The sequence below is a fragment of the Flagellimonas alginilytica genome (assembly GCF_042134605.1).
Classification (GTDB): Bacteria; Bacteroidota; Bacteroidia; order Flavobacteriales; family Flavobacteriaceae; genus Flagellimonas; species Flagellimonas alginolytica.
Genome location: NZ_CP169638.1, coordinates 1,519,930 through 1,537,380 on the forward strand (window position 1 = coordinate 1,519,930; position 17,451 = coordinate 1,537,380).

Consider the following 17,451-nt stretch of genomic DNA (forward strand, 5'->3'; position numbering starts at 1 on the left):
AAGTGTGGTGGTTAAATGGTTGTGTTTGGTTTTATTCGCATGATCCACATATCGTCTTCATACGATGCGTTGAGTTTGGTATAGTAAGAGGTCAATGCATTGCTCCAAGTATCGTGTTTTTTTAAGTACACATACCTGTGCTTGTCCTGGGGGCTTATAAAGTAACTGGCATGTAGTCCTCTGGCATTTAGTTCTTTAACAAATTCTTTCGCGCTTGTAGAGTTTTCGAACACATTGGCAATAATGTAATACCCTTCGGGCAATCCTTCTCCAGAATGGGTTCTTATTACCACATGGCGTTTTTCTCCAGAATTTGCTGAGATGTTTTTGGACAATAAGCTATTTCCATATTTGGATTTTTTTGTATTGCTTTCTTCATTGTAGCCAGCAATTGGCGAGTTTCCTCCGTTTACGTTCATTACCCAGGCGTCTCCTTGGTAAGTGCCGTTCATTTTTGTGCGATAGGCATGTAAAGCTTCTTTCTTGTCGTTAAACTCGGCGATATAAACATAGTTGAGTCCGTTTTTTGGATTTTCAAAGTAATCGGCCTCAATGCCTTGTGCCTGTAGTTTTTCTATAAAAGAATGCAGGTTGTCCTTGTCCCTAAACACATTGGCGATCAAGTAATGTCCGCTTTCCACATTTGGAACAACATGAGCTTTGTATTTTACTTTAGTGTTTTTTGTATTTCTATAGGTTCTGTCCTGTTTTGCCCTTGCAGTTGAGGCATAGGCCTTATTGGTATTATCCTTTGCTTCGTTGATCTTTATTACCTTTTTGGTAGCTGTAGTATTGGATAGACCATGGTTGGCAAGCGGTTGCTTTTTTCTTGTTACGATATCGGCACTGTCCATATTGGCGAAGTACACTTCTTTGGCCTTTTCCTCCAGCTCCGGGTTTTGTCCACGGGTTTCGCGCTGTACCATCTTCATAACGGTCTCAAAGCGTTTTTCAAGATCTTGCCTACGGTTGGATTCTATGGAATCTTGACGCATGAGCAATTCATCGAGAATGGCATCGTTTTCTGCCAATTTATCTTTTAATTGGGCTATTTCGAGGTCTTTATCGGTAATGCTTAAACTGTCCTGGGGTACATCTTCTTCGTTCGACACTAAGTCTTCTCCTTCTTTTTCCAACATTACCCTGTCTTCCGTTAGATTGGGGGTAAAGGAATAGGCGAGAGAGATTTCGTGGGTGACCCCAAAGTTTTCGAACTCGTTGGACAATCCTTTTTCTACTGTATATCCCAGCGATATATTTTTGGTAAGGTTAAATCCTAAACCTGCCGATGCACCATAAAAGTCATCGTAGCCAGCTTGCACCCACCCTAGTTTTGGCAAATCCAAAATAAGGTTACCACCAAGGGTAATTTCTTCTTCACCTACTTTGCGCACCCTTGCCAATGGCATTAAACGGGCCTGTTCCATAATACCTGTTCCGTTTTCGAACTGATGGGTATATTGTAAGTGACCGGAATAGGTTTTTTCGTTAAAATCGGTTACCGATTCGCTGGTTTTAAGATTATAATCGAAAAGGTTCTCTGCAAAACCACCAATATCGAATTTACCAATGGAGAAGTTGAATCCTGGTTGAAAGCTTACCAAGGAGCTACTTTCCAAGGTATTCAAAAACGGGTCATCTTCAACAGAGTTTACCCGATCTTGGTTAAATGCACTTTGGTAGTAGCTAACATTAGCACCAAAGGTAAAAGTACTGTTGGTGCTTAGCCTAACACCATAGGCGTAGTTGGCATGTACACCAAAATTGTTGAACAGCCCTTCCCTGTTGGTGAACAAGCTTAAACCCACACCACTTCTATCGCTAACTCTACCACTATAGCTTAAGAAGTAAACCTGGTTATTGTCATCAAAAGATACCGACTGGTTTCTGTGGAATAGATTGATGTACGACTTGTCTTCCCGAACCGTGGAAAAGGTGGGGTTCAACAAGAACCGATTGAACTTCAAAAGGTTTTGAGAAGGCACGTTATAGGGTACGTACACTTCCTCTTCCTGTCCTCTCGTTGGTGAGAAGGCAAGTAGCAAGAAAGTTAGTAATAGTAGAGGTTTGTTGATTTGCATTGCTGCTTATTTAATAACTGTGATAGTTCCTTGTTTAAGGCTTTTACCACCTCGCGTGATCTTGTAATAGAAAATCATGCTCTGTTTGTTAAAAGATGTGGTGGATTGAGGCCAATTATTTTCGTAGCCGGCTTGGCTGAATACCTGTTCTCCGCGCTCATTAAATATGGTAACGAGAACGTTGGGGTCTCTGGAATAAGTGTTCGGCAAAACCCATAGGTCGTTGATTCCATCACCGTTCGTAGTTATAACGTTCGGTATGGCAAACATATCCCTATAGGTTATTGTGATCACCTTGCTAAGGGTACATGTACCAAAGCTGGCAATTAGCAAGTATTCTCCTTCTTCTGTAAAGTCGTAAGAATTACTGGATGATATTAGGTTGTTGCCAGCATCGTACCACTCATAGGAGTCGGCACCGCTAGCGGTAATTGTTTCGGTTTCCCCTTCGATTATGATGAGGTCTTTGGATTTATCCAGTACCAGTAAAGACTCATCAAAATTAGTTATGGTCACCTCATTGGAAATCAATGGACAATCATTTGTGTTTATGATCAATTGATATACACCGGCAGCGGTTACGGTAAGTGCTTCAGAAGTCGTATCTACTACGGTACCATCTTTTTGCCATTCAAAGGCTTGGTCGGTAAGATCCAATCCACTATTTAATACAATAGCTTCTCCTCCTTCACAGAGCACCGTGCTATTTGCGGTTATTGCCAAGGATTCATTCGAAGCTAGTCGAACTTCAAGTCCATTGGAAATAGCATCAAAAGTGTCTATAGATCCAAATAAGGTATAATTTCCATTGCCCTCTTGATCGGATATGGTGATAGTTTTGGAGTTTTCCCCAGCTATGTTGGTACCTTCTTGCTTCCACTGGTAACTGAAAGAACTTTGTAGATCGGCCGTAACATCTGTTTTGGAGCCGTTTTCGCCAACGGCATTTATAGTCGTTAAGCTCATGGTTGCGTCGGTACTCGCACAAGAAGTGTAAGTGCCCACATAGTCGATTACGAGTTCAAAGGAATCTGGTGAAACCACTGTTGTAGTAGCGGAAGTTATAGGTGCCGGGGTACACGGACCACCATTTTCGGTTACTTCCACATAGTACTCGCCCACAGTATCAATATCCAACGAACTATTGGTTGCATCAGTAATGGGCGAACCATTTTTATACCATTGATAGGTAGCATTGGTCGCACTGGTACTTACGGATAAGGTTTTATTCTGAGCCGGAAGCAAAACAATACTTTCTTCATGGTCCAAAGTGATATCAAAAGAACCTGAACTAGTTATGTTGACGGCATCGGATGATTCTTTGCATATTCCGGAACCTTCTATTTCTACAACATAAGAACCTTCAAACCCTGAGATGTTGGTATTTACTGTATACGAGCTACCATTAACCATAGGGCCACTGACTATATTTCCGTTTTTATACCAGGTATAGGTATAGCCCATTCCGCTAATGTTCGCCTCCAAAAGATGTGTTGCACCGGGACAAACCTCAATGGAACTGGCTCCGTTAATAGCAAGCCCAGAACTGGTTCCAGTTGTTATTTCTATGGTATTGGACAAGGTGTTGGCCGAGCCCGAACAATTGCCATAATCTAATTCTACGTAGTACATTCCAGGATCAGAAACGGTGATGCTCTCTGATTTTTGAGGAAGTAGTGTACCGCTTCGATACCAATTGTAGATATAAGAATCTGCATTTGGGATATTGTGCGGCTTTAAGGTTACCGATCCTCCCCCACAGATTTGAATCTGGCCTCCGGAAGGGATGGTTCCGCTCCCGTTCTCACTAATTAGCAATGGTGAACTATAGTCGATAAAGTACATGGAAAATGCATCAGACGGCGGACTGGTCTTGGCCGGGCTGGTGCTGCGTACCCTCATTTTAAAGTTGTCACCTCTCATGTTCGTTGGCAGGGCAAACTCAAACTCAAAATCAAAAGTTCCGTTTTTGTCGCTAACCCTGGCAAGTTCGGTAGGTGAAGAAAAGTATCCATCGCTATCCGATAATTCAAGGATAAATTCGTTGCTACTGTCCACCATGGGCGGTAGCCAAGTAAAGTTTACGAAGTATTCGTTAAAACCTGCCGATGCACAAACCGCGGTCCAAGCGGAGTTTCCGGCTAGGTTGGGGTTGTCTGCGGGTACAGGTTTGTTGAGAATTTGAGCGTGTACGCTCAGGGTACCAAATAGCACAAAAGCCAAGGCCAGAACTAAAATGCTATTTGTTGAATTACTTTTTTTCATCACCGTTAGATTTTAAGAGGTTATGGGCCATATAGCCCTGTTAGTTTGTGCCCCTTAATAGTAATTCTTTCAAAAGACGGTGTTCAGGCGTCTCTTTTTCATATAGTAATCCAATAACAAATATGATTCTATTTTCGACGAATGGAAAGATATTGTTGTAGGTCGCTGAAAATCTGTTGTGAAAATGCCTACTTTGTATACACAGATGCACTAAAAATAGCTATCAACATGGGATTTTACTACATTTGCGCATCAAATCAAGGGTATGTCAGAAGAAGCTAGATCGCTCAATTTTATAGAACACATTATCGAGGAGGACCTTACCAAGGGGTATACCAAGAACGATTTAAGGTTCCGATTTCCTCCTGAACCCAATGGGTATTTACACATTGGCCATGCAAGTTCCATTTGTCTCAATTTTGGATTGGGATTACGGTACAACGCACCTGTTAATTTACGTTTTGACGACACCAATCCGGCCAAGGAGGAGAAAGAGTATGTTGAAGCGATTAAAAACGATGTGGAATGGCTCGGTTTTAAATGGGACAAAGAGTGTTATGCATCCGATTATTTTCAGCAGTTGTACGATTGGGCCGTATACTTGATTAAGGAGAAAAAGGCTTATGTAGATAGCCAAACTTCCGAACAAATTGCCGAACAAAAAGGTACACCTACCGAACCAGGTAAGGAAAGTCCGTACAGAAATCGTTCCGTTGAAGAGAATTTAGAGCTTTTCAATGGTATGAAAGAGGGGCGGTTTAAAGACGGGGAACATGTTCTTAGGGCTAAGATTGACATGGCATCTTCCAATATGTTGATGCGTGATCCGGTAATGTATCGAATTTTGCACAAAGCACATCACAGAACAAATACCGATTGGTGTATATATCCCATGTACGACTGGACGCATGGCGAAAGCGATTATATTGAACAAGTATCTCATTCTTTGTGTACATTGGAGTTTTTGCCCCACAGAGAACTCTACGATTGGTTTTTAGACCAAGTGGTATCTTCCAATAAACTTAGGCCAAAACAACGGGAATTTGCCCGTAGGAACCTAAGCCATACCGTTGTGAGCAAGCGTAAACTGCTGCAATTAGTGGAAAAGGGTGTTGTTTCCGGGTGGGACGACCCAAGAATGCCAACAATTTCTGGATTGCGAAGAAGAGGTTTTACACCTGAGTCCATTAGAAATTTTGCGGATACCATCGGTATTGCCAAAAGGGAAAACGTGGTAGATGTCTCGTTATTGGATTTTTGTGTTAGGGAGCATTTAAATAAAATTGCACCACGGGTCATGGGCGTTTTAAACCCATTAAAAGTGGTTATTACCAACTATGAAGAAGGAAAAGAAGAATGGTTGGTGGCCGAGAACAATCCGGAGGATGAGTCCGCAGGAAGTAGACAAGTACCATTTTCCAGGGAAATTTATATAGAACAGGAAGATTTTAGAGAAGAGGCCAACAGAAAATTCTTTAGGTTAAAACTTGGTGGTGAAGTACGTTTAAAGAATGGGTACATTATAAAAGCCGAAACCTGCACAAAGGATAGCGAAGGTAATATTACCGAAGTGCAATGTACTTACGATCCAAAAAGCAAAAGTGGCTCCGGCACCGAAGAAAGTCTTCGAAAAGTGAAGGGAACTTTACACTGGGTCTCTGTACCACATGCCATTACAGCCGAGGTTAGATTGTACGATCGTTTGTTCACGGACCCAACACCAGATGGTCATAAGGACAAGGATTTTTTCGATTTTGTTAATCCAAATTCATTACAAAAGGTAACAGGTTATTTGGAGCCTAGCCTCAAAGGTTCACAAGTTGGAGACCAAATGCAATTTCAACGTATGGGATATTTTAATGTTGATAAAGATTCCACTCCAGAAAAGTTGGTGTTCAATAGAACGGTTACTTTAAGGGACACTTGGGCCAAATTGGAGCAAAAAGGATAGTATAAGACCTATTTATTCTGTACTTGTTTTCCATTGAGTTACCTTATCAAAAAGCTGCTTTTTATTTGCGTTTTGCAAGCGTTTTGTTTTTCTGGAATCTATTTGCATGATGTGGACCACTATGGTTGCTTAAAAGGCTTTATTCTTAATATTTTGTCAAAAGTTATCTAAAGCGTCAAGGATTAGAGCGATTGAATCGATCATCGTTCTTTTGGCGCTTTAATTTTAGAATAAATCAATTGTTCATCCGATTTATAATCCGACTGATTGGTTTGTTAAAACAAAGTTTAATTAAAAACAGATAACATTATGTCAAATAACACAGGAAACGTATTAACCGCATTATTAACCGGAGCCGTTGTGGGTGCCGGAATAGGAATTTTATATGCTCCGGACAAAGGAAAGAAAACCAGAAAGAAGATTAAAAAAAGTGCCGTTAAGGCCAAAGACGATCTTGCACAAAGTCTTCACAACGCCAAGGATGAGTTCTCTAAAACGGCGGATGCCAAAAAAGTTGAATTTGAGGAAAAATTGGAGGATACCCTTTCCAATATGAGCTATAAGGCCGATGATATTTTGGTAGCATTGGAGAAAAAGCTGGAAGACCTTAGAGAAAAGAATGCCCAACTTCAAAAGTAATATATGGCATTCGAAGACATTAAAGAGCAAGTGGGCTATGTAGAGGATGGTGTGAAGAACTACCTAAAAAACAGCCTGGACCTATACAGACTGCAGAGTTTTAAGTCCATGATGAAAGGCATCACTATGGCCACAAAGGCATTGTTTATAGGTGGCTTTGCATCAATTGCCCTTTTGTTTTTATCGATAAGCGCTGCTTTTTGGTTGGGATCATGGACGGGCAATACCGCAACGGGCTTTTTATTGGTAGGATGCTTTTATGTACTGATAGGTATTGTTCTTTTTATTCTCAGAAAAAGGATAGAAAAGCCACTTTTAAAACGATTTTCTAAATTTTATTTTGATGAGTTATGATGCATACAGAATACACATCTTTTGAAGAAATAGACCGAGACCTTAAAATCTTAAAGTTACAAAGGCAGATACAAGAGGAAAAGGTAAAATTAGCGGTACAGAATACCAAAGAGGAATTTTACCCAGCCAATATATTGGGAGGTTTGGCTCCATTGTTCCAAAAAATCGCAATCTCTTTGGTGGCAAAAAAATTGCTTAGAAAGTTAGGTTAGAATTTGGTAACCAGCACAAAAAAGGCTCCCGATCGGGAGCCTTTTTTATTGTTCATTACAAAGAGTTATTCGGTTGTGCCCGAATCTTTTTCGTTTTGTTTACGTTTCATGGCCTCTCCGATTTGGTTACTTGCTGTAAAGGATGCTACCATATTGTTCAGCATATCGCTACCCGCTTGAGGGGAGTTGGGCAATAGAATCAGGTTGGTGTCGGTTTCTTCACCAATGGCCTGCAAGGTATCGTAGTGTTGGGTAACAACGATCAATGCAGATGCTTCCTGGGAATTTATGCCCACTTTGTTCAATACTTCAACAGATTCTTCCAGTCCACGTGCAATTTCCCTGCGTTGGTCGGCTATACCTTGACCTTGCAAACGCTTACTTTCTGCTTCGGCCTTAGCTTTTTCTACTATAAGGATACGTTGGGCATCACCTTCAAACTGTGCTGCAATTTTCTCGCGTTCCGATGCATTTATTCGGTTCATTGCGGCTTTTACCTGCGCATCTGGATCAATGTCGGTAACGAGGGTCTTTATTATATCGTATCCATACTCGAGCATGGCATCTTGCAATTCTGATTTTACCGCGATGGCGATATCATCTTTTTTAACGAAAACGTCGTCCAGCTTCATTTTTGGAACTTCTGCACGCACAACATCAAAAACATAAGAGGTAATTTGGTCATGCGGATATTCCAATTTATAGAATGCTTCGTATACTTTTTCTCTGATTACAACATATTGCACGGACACCTTCAACTTTACAAAAACGTCGTCCAATGTTTTGGTCTCAACGATTACATCCAGCTGCTGGATCTTTAGGCTCAGTCTGCCGGCGATACGTTGGATTAATGGGATTTTTAGTTGAAAGCCAGAGTGTCTAACACTGGTAAACTTGCCGAATGTTTCAATTAGAACTGCAGTCTGTTGTTTAACAATAAAGATAAATTTGAATAAAATAATAAGCGCGACAAACGCAATAGGTATTAGTAAATAGTTGCCCATAGTGTTTAGATTTTATGTTAGAAATGGAAATTACAAAACTCGACCAATGTATTAGTAGTCAATTATTGAATATTGTTACAGTCGCTGAAAATCTAAAGTTGTTCAATGGCCGTACTTATGCGTTTTACACTTTCTTCTTTACCGATTAAAGCCATAATGTCGAATAGATGCGGCCCTTTCATATCTCCAACGATCACCAATCGCAGCGGAGGCATAACCTTACCGAACGAAAGTTCTTTTTGTCCTATCCAAGCCTTAACTTTTTCTTCTACTATGGCAGATTCAAAGTCATTTATATCTTTTAAGATATCAATAACTCCCTTCATAATGTCCGGCGTATCCTCTTTCCATTGCTTTTTTACCGCTTTTTCGTTGTAAGTGGTGGGCGCTGTGAAGAAATAATCGGATAGTTCCCAAAAATCCTTCACAAATACAGCACGCTCTTTTATCGAATAAACTACCTGTTTTATGTAACTGGAATTTGCGAAAATTCCTTTGGATTCAAGATCTACAGTAAATAGTTGGGCGAGTTCATCGTCGCTCTTTTTTTGTAGCCACTGTTGATTATACCAATTGTTTTTTTCTGGATCGAAACGCGCACCCGACTTGTTTACACGTTCCAGCGAAAAAGCGTTTACCAATTCTTGTAGGCTGAATATTTCTTGTTCGGTTCCAGGGTTCCAACCGAGAAGCGCCAAAAAATTGATCACCGCCTCGGGAAAAAAACCGGCTTCTTTATAACCCACGGATTGGTTCCAGCTTAGTGGGAAAACAGGAAAACCTCCCTTTTCTCCATCACGCTTGCTCAATTTCCCTTTCCCTACTGGCTTCATGATCAATGGTAAGTGTGCAAATTCGGGTGCCTTCCAACCAAATGCATCATAAAGTAGTTGGTGCAACGCCAAAGAGGGCAACCATTCTTCACCACGGATCACATGGGAAATCTCCATTAGATGATCATCAACGATATTGGCTAAATGGTATGTGGGCATACCATCACTTTTAAACAAAACTTTGTCATCCAGAATATTGGTGTCTATTTTGATTTCACCTCTAATGCTATCGTTGAGAATGAGTTGTTGGTTCTCCGGCGATTTAAATCGAATAACATAATCCTCACCATTATCAATTTTCGACTTTATTTCTTCCGGGGATAGAGATAGGGAATTGGTCAGTTTTAGACGGTTATGCCAATTATAAATAAATGTTTTGCCTTTGGCCTCATGGTCTTTTCTGTGATGATCTAAGGTTTCCGGGGTATCAAAAGCGTAATAGGCTTTATCTTTTGCAATAAGATCAAGAGCATATTGTTTGTAGAGATGTTTTCGTTCACTTTGACGATATGGACCAAAAGCGCCTTCTTTGCCTGGACCCTCATCAAAGGGAATTCCGGACCAGTTTAAGGAGTCTATAATATATTGTTCGGCACCCTCTACGAACCTGTTCTGATCGGTATCTTCTATACGAAGTATAAAATCGCCATTGTTTTTTCTGGCGAACAAATAATTGAACAATGCGGTTCGCAGGCCTCCTATGTGAAGGGGACCGGTGGGACTAGGTGCAAAACGGACACGTACTTTCTGATTCATAACAGTGTTGGATTTGCTCGCAAAGATACGTTCCCCCACACAAATTGGAAAGATTTTGGATGCTTGCTTTCTGTAGTTGGGATAATTGGAAAAGAGTAAGGTTTAACAAAATTTTTCTGTTGGTTTACTAAGGATCAGGTAATTTGGTAAGACAAATGCATTATTGTGAATGGATATCAGCACATATTAGATAAGTTAGAGGACTTCACTAAACGATTTTATACCAAAGAATTGATTAAAGGTTTGTTCTTGTTTTTAAGCTTGGGAACAATTTTATGGTTTGTTGTTGTTGGATTTGAATACTGGCTCTGGTTGGATAATGCTTGGAGAATGGTGCTGTTCTGTGTTTTTATTTTGGTGGAGCTGTATTTATTGTACCGTTATATAGCGGTTCCTTTGCTGTTTCTTTTTAAAATCCGAAATGGAATTGACTCAAAAGAAGCCTCTAAACTTATTGGATCACATTTTCCAGAGGTAGGAGATAAACTCTATAATTTATTGGAACTATCGGATAACAATGAAAAAACAGAATTGTTGTTGGCCAGTATTGATCAAAGAGCCGAACAACTAAAGCCGGTACCCTTCACAAAAGCAGTGGATTTTAGAGAAAGCTATAGGTATGCAAAATATGTGGTAATACCCCTGATGCTTTTAGTTTTTATTTGGTTAACAGGAGATTTGGTGTCGTTTTTCAACTCCCATAAAAGGGTTGTGCAATACGATACCGCCTTTGAGAGACCTGCACCTTTTTCATTTGTTTTATTGAACAACACATTGGAGGTTATGGACAGCCAAGCCTTACTAATCCAGGTTAGAACTGTTGGCGAGGTTCGTCCCGATCAAGTGGAGATCGTTGTTAATAATGAGCCGTTGTTAATGCAGAAAAAGAACGATTTTTATGAATATACTTTTCAAGCGCCAGTATTAAGTTCAAAGTTCTATTTTTCTGCTAATGGATGGAATTCCAGAACATACACTGTAAATAGTTATAGGACTCCATCATTGGTGGATTTTACGTTGGAGTTGGATTTTCCAAAGTATTTAAACCGGGTGTCTGAGAAGGTTAGCGGTACCGGGAATGCGGATATCCCGGAAGGCACCAAGGTGACATGGACTATTTTTGGAAACTATGTGGAAGACATAAAGATGATAGCTATGGATACAGTCCTTGCTTTTCAAAAAGATGGTGATCTATTTAATATTGATAGAAAAATATTTAACGATTTTGATTATGAACTGCGGACATCCAATGAGAGGGTTAAGGATTTTGAAAAACTCTCGTATCGTTTAAACGTGGTCAAAGATCAAAAAGCTACGGTACAAGTAGATCAAGTATTGGATTCATTGAACCCGAACGAATCATATTTTATTGGGGAAGCGGCCGATGATCATGGGATAAGTGATATTCGTTTGGTGGTTTACCCAACGGATGATTTAGAAAACCAGCAACGCTTGTCTTTGGAAAAGCCAAATAGCAATGTATATCAGTTTTACTACACTTTTCCTTCTGGATTGGCATTGGAAAGTGGTAAACAGTACAAGCTGTTTTTCGAAATTGTTGATAATGATGGAATTAGAGGCGGCAAGGTGACAAAAAGCGCTACGTTTAATGCCACTATATATAGTTATAAAGAGTTGATAGACAGGGAGATGGAGCATCAGAGCACTACTTTGAAAAAGTTGGATAATACATTGGAAGAATATAAGAAACAAGAAGATATACTGTCCGAGATCTCTAATTTACAAAAGGAGGAAAAGGCGCTTAATTATGAAGAGAAAAACCAGATAAAGAATTTTTTGAACAAGCAAAAACAACAGGAAGAGCTGATGCAAAAATTCAGCAATGATTTGAACAAAAGTATAGAGAAAAGTTCGCAGGATACTGAGCTTAAAAAAATGCTTCAGGAACGTTTGGAACGACAAGAGGCAGAGGCTAAGAAGAATGCCGAGCTTTTGGAAGAATTAAATAAAATTGCTGAAAAATTAGAAAAGGAGGAGTTTCAGAACAGGCTGGAGGAGCTAGGTAAAAATCAAAGTAAGAATGCAAGGAACCTCGAACAGATCTTGGAATTGACCAAAAAGTACTACGTTACTGAGAAAGCCAATCAAATAGCTAATAATCTTGAACAACTAGCTAAGAAGCAAGAAATATTGTCGGAATTAAAATTGGGTCAGGAGTTTAGTGACAAAGATCAGAACAGATTAAATGATGAATTTAAGGAGCTGGAAAACGAGATTCGAGACCTGGAGAAGGACAATGATAAGCTTCAAAAACCATTGGACTTAGGTACGGATAAGAAAAAGACAGATGCTATTAAACAGGATCAAGAGGAGGCGCTAGATGAAATTAATAAGCATCAAGGATTGGAAGAATCTTCTCAAACGGAAGAGAGACAACAAGCTGGAAGGAACGCTTCCAAAAAGCAAAAGTCCGCTGCCCAGAAAATGAATGAAATGAGTCAGTCCATGAAATCCAGCGCCAGCTCCGCCAGCGGTGAAACAGATGCTGAGGACGCAGAAATGTTAAGGCAAATATTGGATAATTTGGTAACGTTTTCTTTTCAACAAGAAAATTTATACGATAGCATTCAGAACGCCGATGTTGACATTTCTCAATTTTCAAGAACAGTAAAAAACCAACAAAACTTACGTAGGTTGTTCGAACATGTGGATGATAGTCTATTTGCGCTTTCATTGCGTAGGGCAGAATTGTCCGAATTTGTCAATGAGCAAATAACCGAAGTGTATTATAACATAGACAAATCATTGGAAAGTATAGCCGAAAATCAGATTTATCAAGGAGCATCTTATCAGCAATATGTTATTAACGCCACAAATGCATTGGCTGATTTCTTGGCCAATGTGCTGGATAATATGCAACAAAATATGCAACCGGGACAGGGTAAGGGGTCTGGTCAGGATTTTCAATTACCGGATATCATTCAAGGGCAAAAGGATATCCAGGAAAAAATGAACGGAAGTGGTAAACAGGGACAACAATCCCAAGGTGAAGGCCAGAAGTCTGGTAAGAGTAGTGGCGGTCAAGAAGAGGGGAATGCAGGCGGTCAAGGTAGGGGACACAAAGGAGAGAAAGGAGAATCTGGTTCTACGGGAAGTTCTGATAGCAAAGACCAAAATGGCGCGCAAGAGGGAGGCAATGGTATTGGTGAAATGGACCTGAACGAGGTTTACGAAATTTATAAGGAACAACAATATTTAAGGGAAAAGTTGGAACAGGAATTAGAGGATATGTTACAAGAGTCTGATAAAAATCTCGCTAAAAAGCTGGTTCACTTAATGGAAGAATTTGAGAATGACCTATTGCAGAACGGTATTACGGAACATACCCAGAGTAAGGCTAACAACATTCAACATCAATTGATGAAGCTCGAAAATGCAGCTATGGAGCAAGGTGAGAAAAAAGAAAGGGAAAGTAGCACTAGCATTAAAAGATTCGATAACCCCATTACTACACGACCGGAGCTCCTTCGGGATTATAGAAATAGCATTGAAATATTAAATAGACAAGCACTACCTTTGCGCCAAAATTTTGAAAAGAAGGTAAAGGTTTATTTCGATAATGATTGATTTTCATTTTAAAAGTGATTTTGTTTTAGAGAACAAACCCAAGTATTCGGATTGGATAACTAGGGTAGTAGATTCAGAAGATTATTCGGTGGGTCAGATCGATTATATTTTCTGCACAGATGATTACTTGTTACAATTGAACAAGGAGTACTTGAATCACGATACGTTAACGGACATCATTACTTTCGATTATACAGATGGATCGGTTATTTCTGGCGACGTTTTTATTTCTACCGAGCGTGTTGAAGAAAACGCTAAAAAGTTTAAGGAAGATTTTTTGGATGAGCTACGCAGAATAATGAGCCATGGGGTGTTGCACCTTACTGGATATAAAGATAAAACGGTTGCCGAAAAAGAGTTAATGCGCAAAAAGGAAGATGAAAAAATTAAAATGTTCCACGTGGAACCATAGCTATGTTTGAAAAGGAATATGACGTAATTGTTGTTGGTGGAGGACACGCTGGGGCGGAGGCTACCGCTGCCGCCGCGAATATGGGCTCAAGCACTTTGCTGGTCACTATGAACCTACAAACGATTGGGCAAATGTCGTGCAACCCTGCAATGGGTGGAATTGCAAAAGGTCAAATTGTTCGAGAAATAGATGCATTGGGCGGATATAGCGGTATAATCACGGACAAGTCGGCCATTCAATTTAAAATGTTGAACAAATCCAAAGGCCCCGCTATGTGGAGTCCCAGAGCACAGAACGATAGAATGCGGTTTGCTGAGGAATGGCGCATGGCTTTGGAGAATACACCAAATGCCGATTTTTATCAGGAAATGGTAAATGGTTTGTTGATTGAAGGGGATAAAGTAGTGGGCGTAAAAACAAGTCTTGGGCTCGAAATTAGAGGCAAGGCGGTTGTTTTGACCAATGGAACTTTTTTAAATGGGTTGATCCACATCGGGGAAAAACAATTGGGAGGAGGAAGAGCTGGTGAGAAAGCGGCGACAGGTATTACTGAACAGTTAGTTGACCTTGGTTTCGATAGTGGACGAATGAAAACGGGAACACCGCCAAGAGTGGATGGCAGGTCCTTGGATTATTCTAAAATGATTCCCCAGCCTGGAGATGCACAGCCAGAAAAATTCTCGTATTTAAACACACCGGTTCTTACTGAACAGAGAGATTGTTACATGACGCATACGAGTAAATTGGTTCACGATTTATTGCGAGAAGGGTTTGAAAGGTCGCCAATGTTCAATGGGAGGATTAAAAGTATAGGGCCCAGATATTGCCCCTCTATTGAGGACAAGATCAATCGTTTTGCAGATAAAGATTCTCATCAAATATTTGTTGAGCCCGAGGGTTGGAATACTGTAGAAGTTTATGTAAATGGCTTCTCAACCTCATTGCCCGAAGATGTTCAATATAAAGCTTTAAAATCCGTAAAGGGATTCGAGCATGTAAAGTTTTTTAGGCCTGGTTACGCAATCGAGTACGATTATTTTCCTCCAACGCAATTAAAGCATACCCTTGAAACCAAGTTGGTGAACAACCTTTATTTTGCAGGACAAATTAATGGCACAACTGGTTATGAAGAGGCGGCTTCCCAAGGGTTAATGGCCGGGATAAATGCTCATCTTAAAATTAACGAAAAGGAACCTTTTGTACTTAAAAGAGATGAGGCATATATTGGGGTTTTAGTCGATGATTTGATTACCAAAGGGACGGAGGAACCTTATCGTATGTTCACATCAAGGGCGGAATATAGAACATTGCTACGCCAAGACAACGCAGATTTACGCTTAACACCAAAGGGATATCAAATCGGTTTAGCTAAAGAAGAACGGGTAAACAGGATGGAAGAAAAGATGAAAAAGTCTGAGGCTTTTGTTCATTTTTTTAAAAAAACCAGTTTCAATACGGAAGAAATTAACCCCATTTTAGAAGGGCTCGATTCATCTTTGGTAAAGCAGTCGGATAAACTATTCAAGGTGTTTTCAAGACCAAAGGTTACTATGGACCACATGCTTCAATTAGATGCTGTCGCACAATTTGTCAAGGAAAACGAGCTCGATACCGAAGTGCTGGAGCAAGCCGAGATCCAAGTAAAATATTCTGGTTATATAGAGAAAGAAAAGACAAACGCGGATAAACTTCAGAGGTTGGAAAATGTCCGAATTCCGGATAATTTCGATTATTCAAAATTAAAATCACTTTCGTATGAGGCAAGAGAAAAGCTGGAGAATATTCGTCCGGTAACCATTTCGCAAGCTTCACGTATAAGTGGCGTTTCTCCTGCCGATATAAGCGTCCTTTTAGTCTTTTTGGGGCGATAAGGAGCCAAACTGTTCCACGTGGAACAACTGTTATCTTTTTGGCCGGATGTAATTGGCTCAATTTTTGATTTGTATTTGCAAATCAACTTGTAAAATGAAACAGCATCTACTTCTTGCGTTAGCGGTTATGTTTTTGCATTCATGTATACCACTACGTATTGCCCCCACTATAAAAAACTATAAAATAACCCAAGGAAAAAAGTTTAAAAGGGGACTGCCCAAGAAAACAGTTTTTGTGTTCGAAGACCCAAAAGATGCCGACGAGTTTTACCATTATGTAAACACAAAATATCAACTGTACGATTATTACGTGGATGTGCAAGTACCATTTACAATCAATGACCAAACCTTTTATTTTTCATTTTACGAAGTCGAGATTCCGACCAAAACCATTAACCTGGTTCCTTTGGCGTTGGATGTGGCATTAAGCCGAGCGGCCGATATGGATCCCATGTTTGAGGATGCCCATGCTACACGAATAGGAAATTGGTACATAGCCATAGAAATATTCAGTGCAACAGAAGAAGATTGTTTATCGTTCGATTCAGTTTCAAGAGAGGTGGTTTTGTCCTATCTTCGGGATTTGAAGAAAGAATATTTGGCCACCGATAATTATAATGAGCTTGTTTTTAAAAACTAAAGACTTTTCTGTTTCAGGCGAAGAATTTGAACTACATCATGATCAAGACCTGGATATGTTGGTTACTAAACCACAACCCGAAAGCCTTGACTTATATTACGAAAGTGAGGACTATATATCGCATACCGATGCCCAAAATACTTTTACAGATAGATTGTACCAGTTTGTTAAGCGCAGAAATTTACAAAATAAAATTCAAGTTGTTGATAATCAGGTAAATAAACCAATAAATCTACTTGATATTGGGGCAGGAACAGGAGATTTTGTGCTTACGGCAAAAAAACATGGATTTGAAGCCTTTGGGGTGGAGCCCAACAACAAGGCTAGGGAATTAGCTCTAAAAAAAGGTGTGGGGCTAAGCGCCAAAATACAAGAGATAAATGCCAATAGGTTCCAAGCCATCACTCTTTGGCATGTACTAGAGCATTTACCGGATTTGGAAAACGACATTAAAACTTTGGTGGGTCTTTTGGAAGAGGACGGCGTAATGGTAATCGCTGTCCCAAATTTTAAATCGTATGATGCAAACCATTATGGGTCGTTTTGGGCCGGTTACGATGTTCCTAGGCACCTTTGGCATTTTTCAAAAACAGCAATCGCCAAAATATTTGCTGCACATCAAATGGAAGTGGTAAAGATTGGACCCATGCTCTTCGATGCATTTTACGTTTCCATGCTTTCAGAAAAATACAAAGGCAACAAGCTTTATCTGATCAAAGCCTTTTTTATTGGACTATGGTCAAATTTAAGTGCCATCTTCACCAAAGAACACTCTTCACTGATTTATATCCTCAAAAAGAAGCAATAAGCCGTTTTAAGCCTTTTGGACAGCTCATTTTACACTA

General features: G+C 40.0%; 13 protein-coding genes. 9 read left to right on the forward strand and 4 right to left on the reverse strand.

Going from position 1 to position 17,451, the window contains the following annotated elements:
- Positions 1-11: 11 nt before the first annotated feature.
- Positions 12-2,081, reverse strand: a complete 2,070-nt coding sequence (locus ABTP35_RS06695; RefSeq protein ID WP_293298078.1) for a PorP/SprF family type IX secretion system membrane protein — start codon at positions 2,079-2,081, stop codon at positions 12-14.
- A 6-nt stretch (positions 2,082-2,087) separates the two neighbouring features.
- Positions 2,088-4,346, reverse strand: a complete 2,259-nt coding sequence (locus ABTP35_RS06700; RefSeq protein ID WP_293298076.1) for a gliding motility-associated C-terminal domain-containing protein — start codon at positions 4,344-4,346, stop codon at positions 2,088-2,090.
- A 265-nt stretch (positions 4,347-4,611) separates the two neighbouring features.
- On the opposite strand from ABTP35_RS06700, the gene ABTP35_RS06705 reads away from it, so the two are divergent.
- The 4 genes from ABTP35_RS06705 to ABTP35_RS06720 all read left to right on the forward strand — a co-directional run bounded on the left by ABTP35_RS06705 (position 4,612) and on the right by ABTP35_RS06720 (position 7,502).
- On the forward strand, positions 4,612-6,297 hold the full coding sequence (locus ABTP35_RS06705) for a glutamine--tRNA ligase/YqeY domain fusion protein (protein ID WP_293298074.1): 1,686 nt from the start codon (positions 4,612-4,614) through the stop codon (positions 6,295-6,297).
- Positions 6,298-6,606: 309 nt separating this feature from the next.
- A complete protein-coding gene (locus tag ABTP35_RS06710) occupies positions 6,607-6,936 on the forward strand; it encodes a YtxH domain-containing protein (RefSeq protein WP_224835976.1) in 330 nt (109 codons plus the stop codon).
- Between the two features lie 3 nt (positions 6,937-6,939).
- Positions 6,940-7,290, forward strand: a complete 351-nt coding sequence (locus ABTP35_RS06715; protein WP_293298071.1) for a phage holin family protein — start codon at positions 6,940-6,942, stop codon at positions 7,288-7,290.
- A complete protein-coding gene (locus ABTP35_RS06720) occupies positions 7,287-7,502 on the forward strand; it encodes a DUF6327 family protein (protein ID WP_224835974.1) in 216 nt (71 codons plus the stop codon). The genes ABTP35_RS06715 and ABTP35_RS06720 overlap by 4 nt, the downstream gene beginning before the upstream one ends.
- Before the next feature lie 65 nt (positions 7,503-7,567).
- Here ABTP35_RS06720 and ABTP35_RS06725 read toward each other — a convergent pair whose 3' ends face one another.
- A complete protein-coding gene (locus ABTP35_RS06725; RefSeq protein ID WP_293298067.1) occupies positions 7,568-8,506 on the reverse strand; it encodes an SPFH domain-containing protein in 939 nt (312 codons plus the stop codon).
- Between the two features lie 92 nt (positions 8,507-8,598).
- Positions 8,599-10,095 carry a glutamate--tRNA ligase gene (gene gltX / locus ABTP35_RS06730; RefSeq protein ID WP_375334503.1) on the reverse strand — a complete coding sequence of 499 codons (1,497 nt, stop codon included), beginning with the start codon at positions 10,093-10,095 and terminating at the stop codon, positions 8,599-8,601.
- 261 nt (positions 10,096-10,356) lie between these two features.
- Here gltX and ABTP35_RS06735 point away from each other — a divergent pair, with 261 nt between their 5' ends.
- From ABTP35_RS06735 to ABTP35_RS06755, 5 genes are all read left to right on the forward strand, one after another.
- Positions 10,357-13,683: a hypothetical protein gene (locus ABTP35_RS06735; protein WP_375334504.1), complete on the forward strand. Its 3,327-nt coding sequence runs from the start codon at positions 10,357-10,359 to the stop codon at positions 13,681-13,683.
- On the forward strand, positions 13,676-14,095 hold the full coding sequence (ybeY, locus tag ABTP35_RS06740; RefSeq protein ID WP_293298059.1) for an rRNA maturation RNase YbeY: 420 nt from the start codon (positions 13,676-13,678) through the stop codon (positions 14,093-14,095). The genes ABTP35_RS06735 and ybeY overlap by 8 nt, the downstream gene beginning before the upstream one ends.
- Positions 14,096-14,097: 2 nt before the next feature.
- Positions 14,098-15,966 (forward strand): tRNA uridine-5-carboxymethylaminomethyl(34) synthesis enzyme MnmG, encoded by a 1,869-nt coding sequence (gene mnmG, locus ABTP35_RS06745; protein ID WP_293298056.1) that lies wholly within the window; start codon positions 14,098-14,100, stop codon positions 15,964-15,966.
- 94 nt (positions 15,967-16,060) lie between these two features.
- On the forward strand, positions 16,061-16,606 hold the full coding sequence (locus ABTP35_RS06750; RefSeq protein WP_293298053.1) for a hypothetical protein: 546 nt from the start codon (positions 16,061-16,063) through the stop codon (positions 16,604-16,606).
- Positions 16,584-17,414: a class I SAM-dependent methyltransferase gene (locus ABTP35_RS06755; RefSeq protein ID WP_293298050.1), complete on the forward strand. Its 831-nt coding sequence runs from the start codon at positions 16,584-16,586 to the stop codon at positions 17,412-17,414. Before ABTP35_RS06750 ends, ABTP35_RS06755 begins: the two co-directional genes overlap by 23 nt.
- The last annotated feature ends 37 nt before the right edge of the window (positions 17,415-17,451 follow it).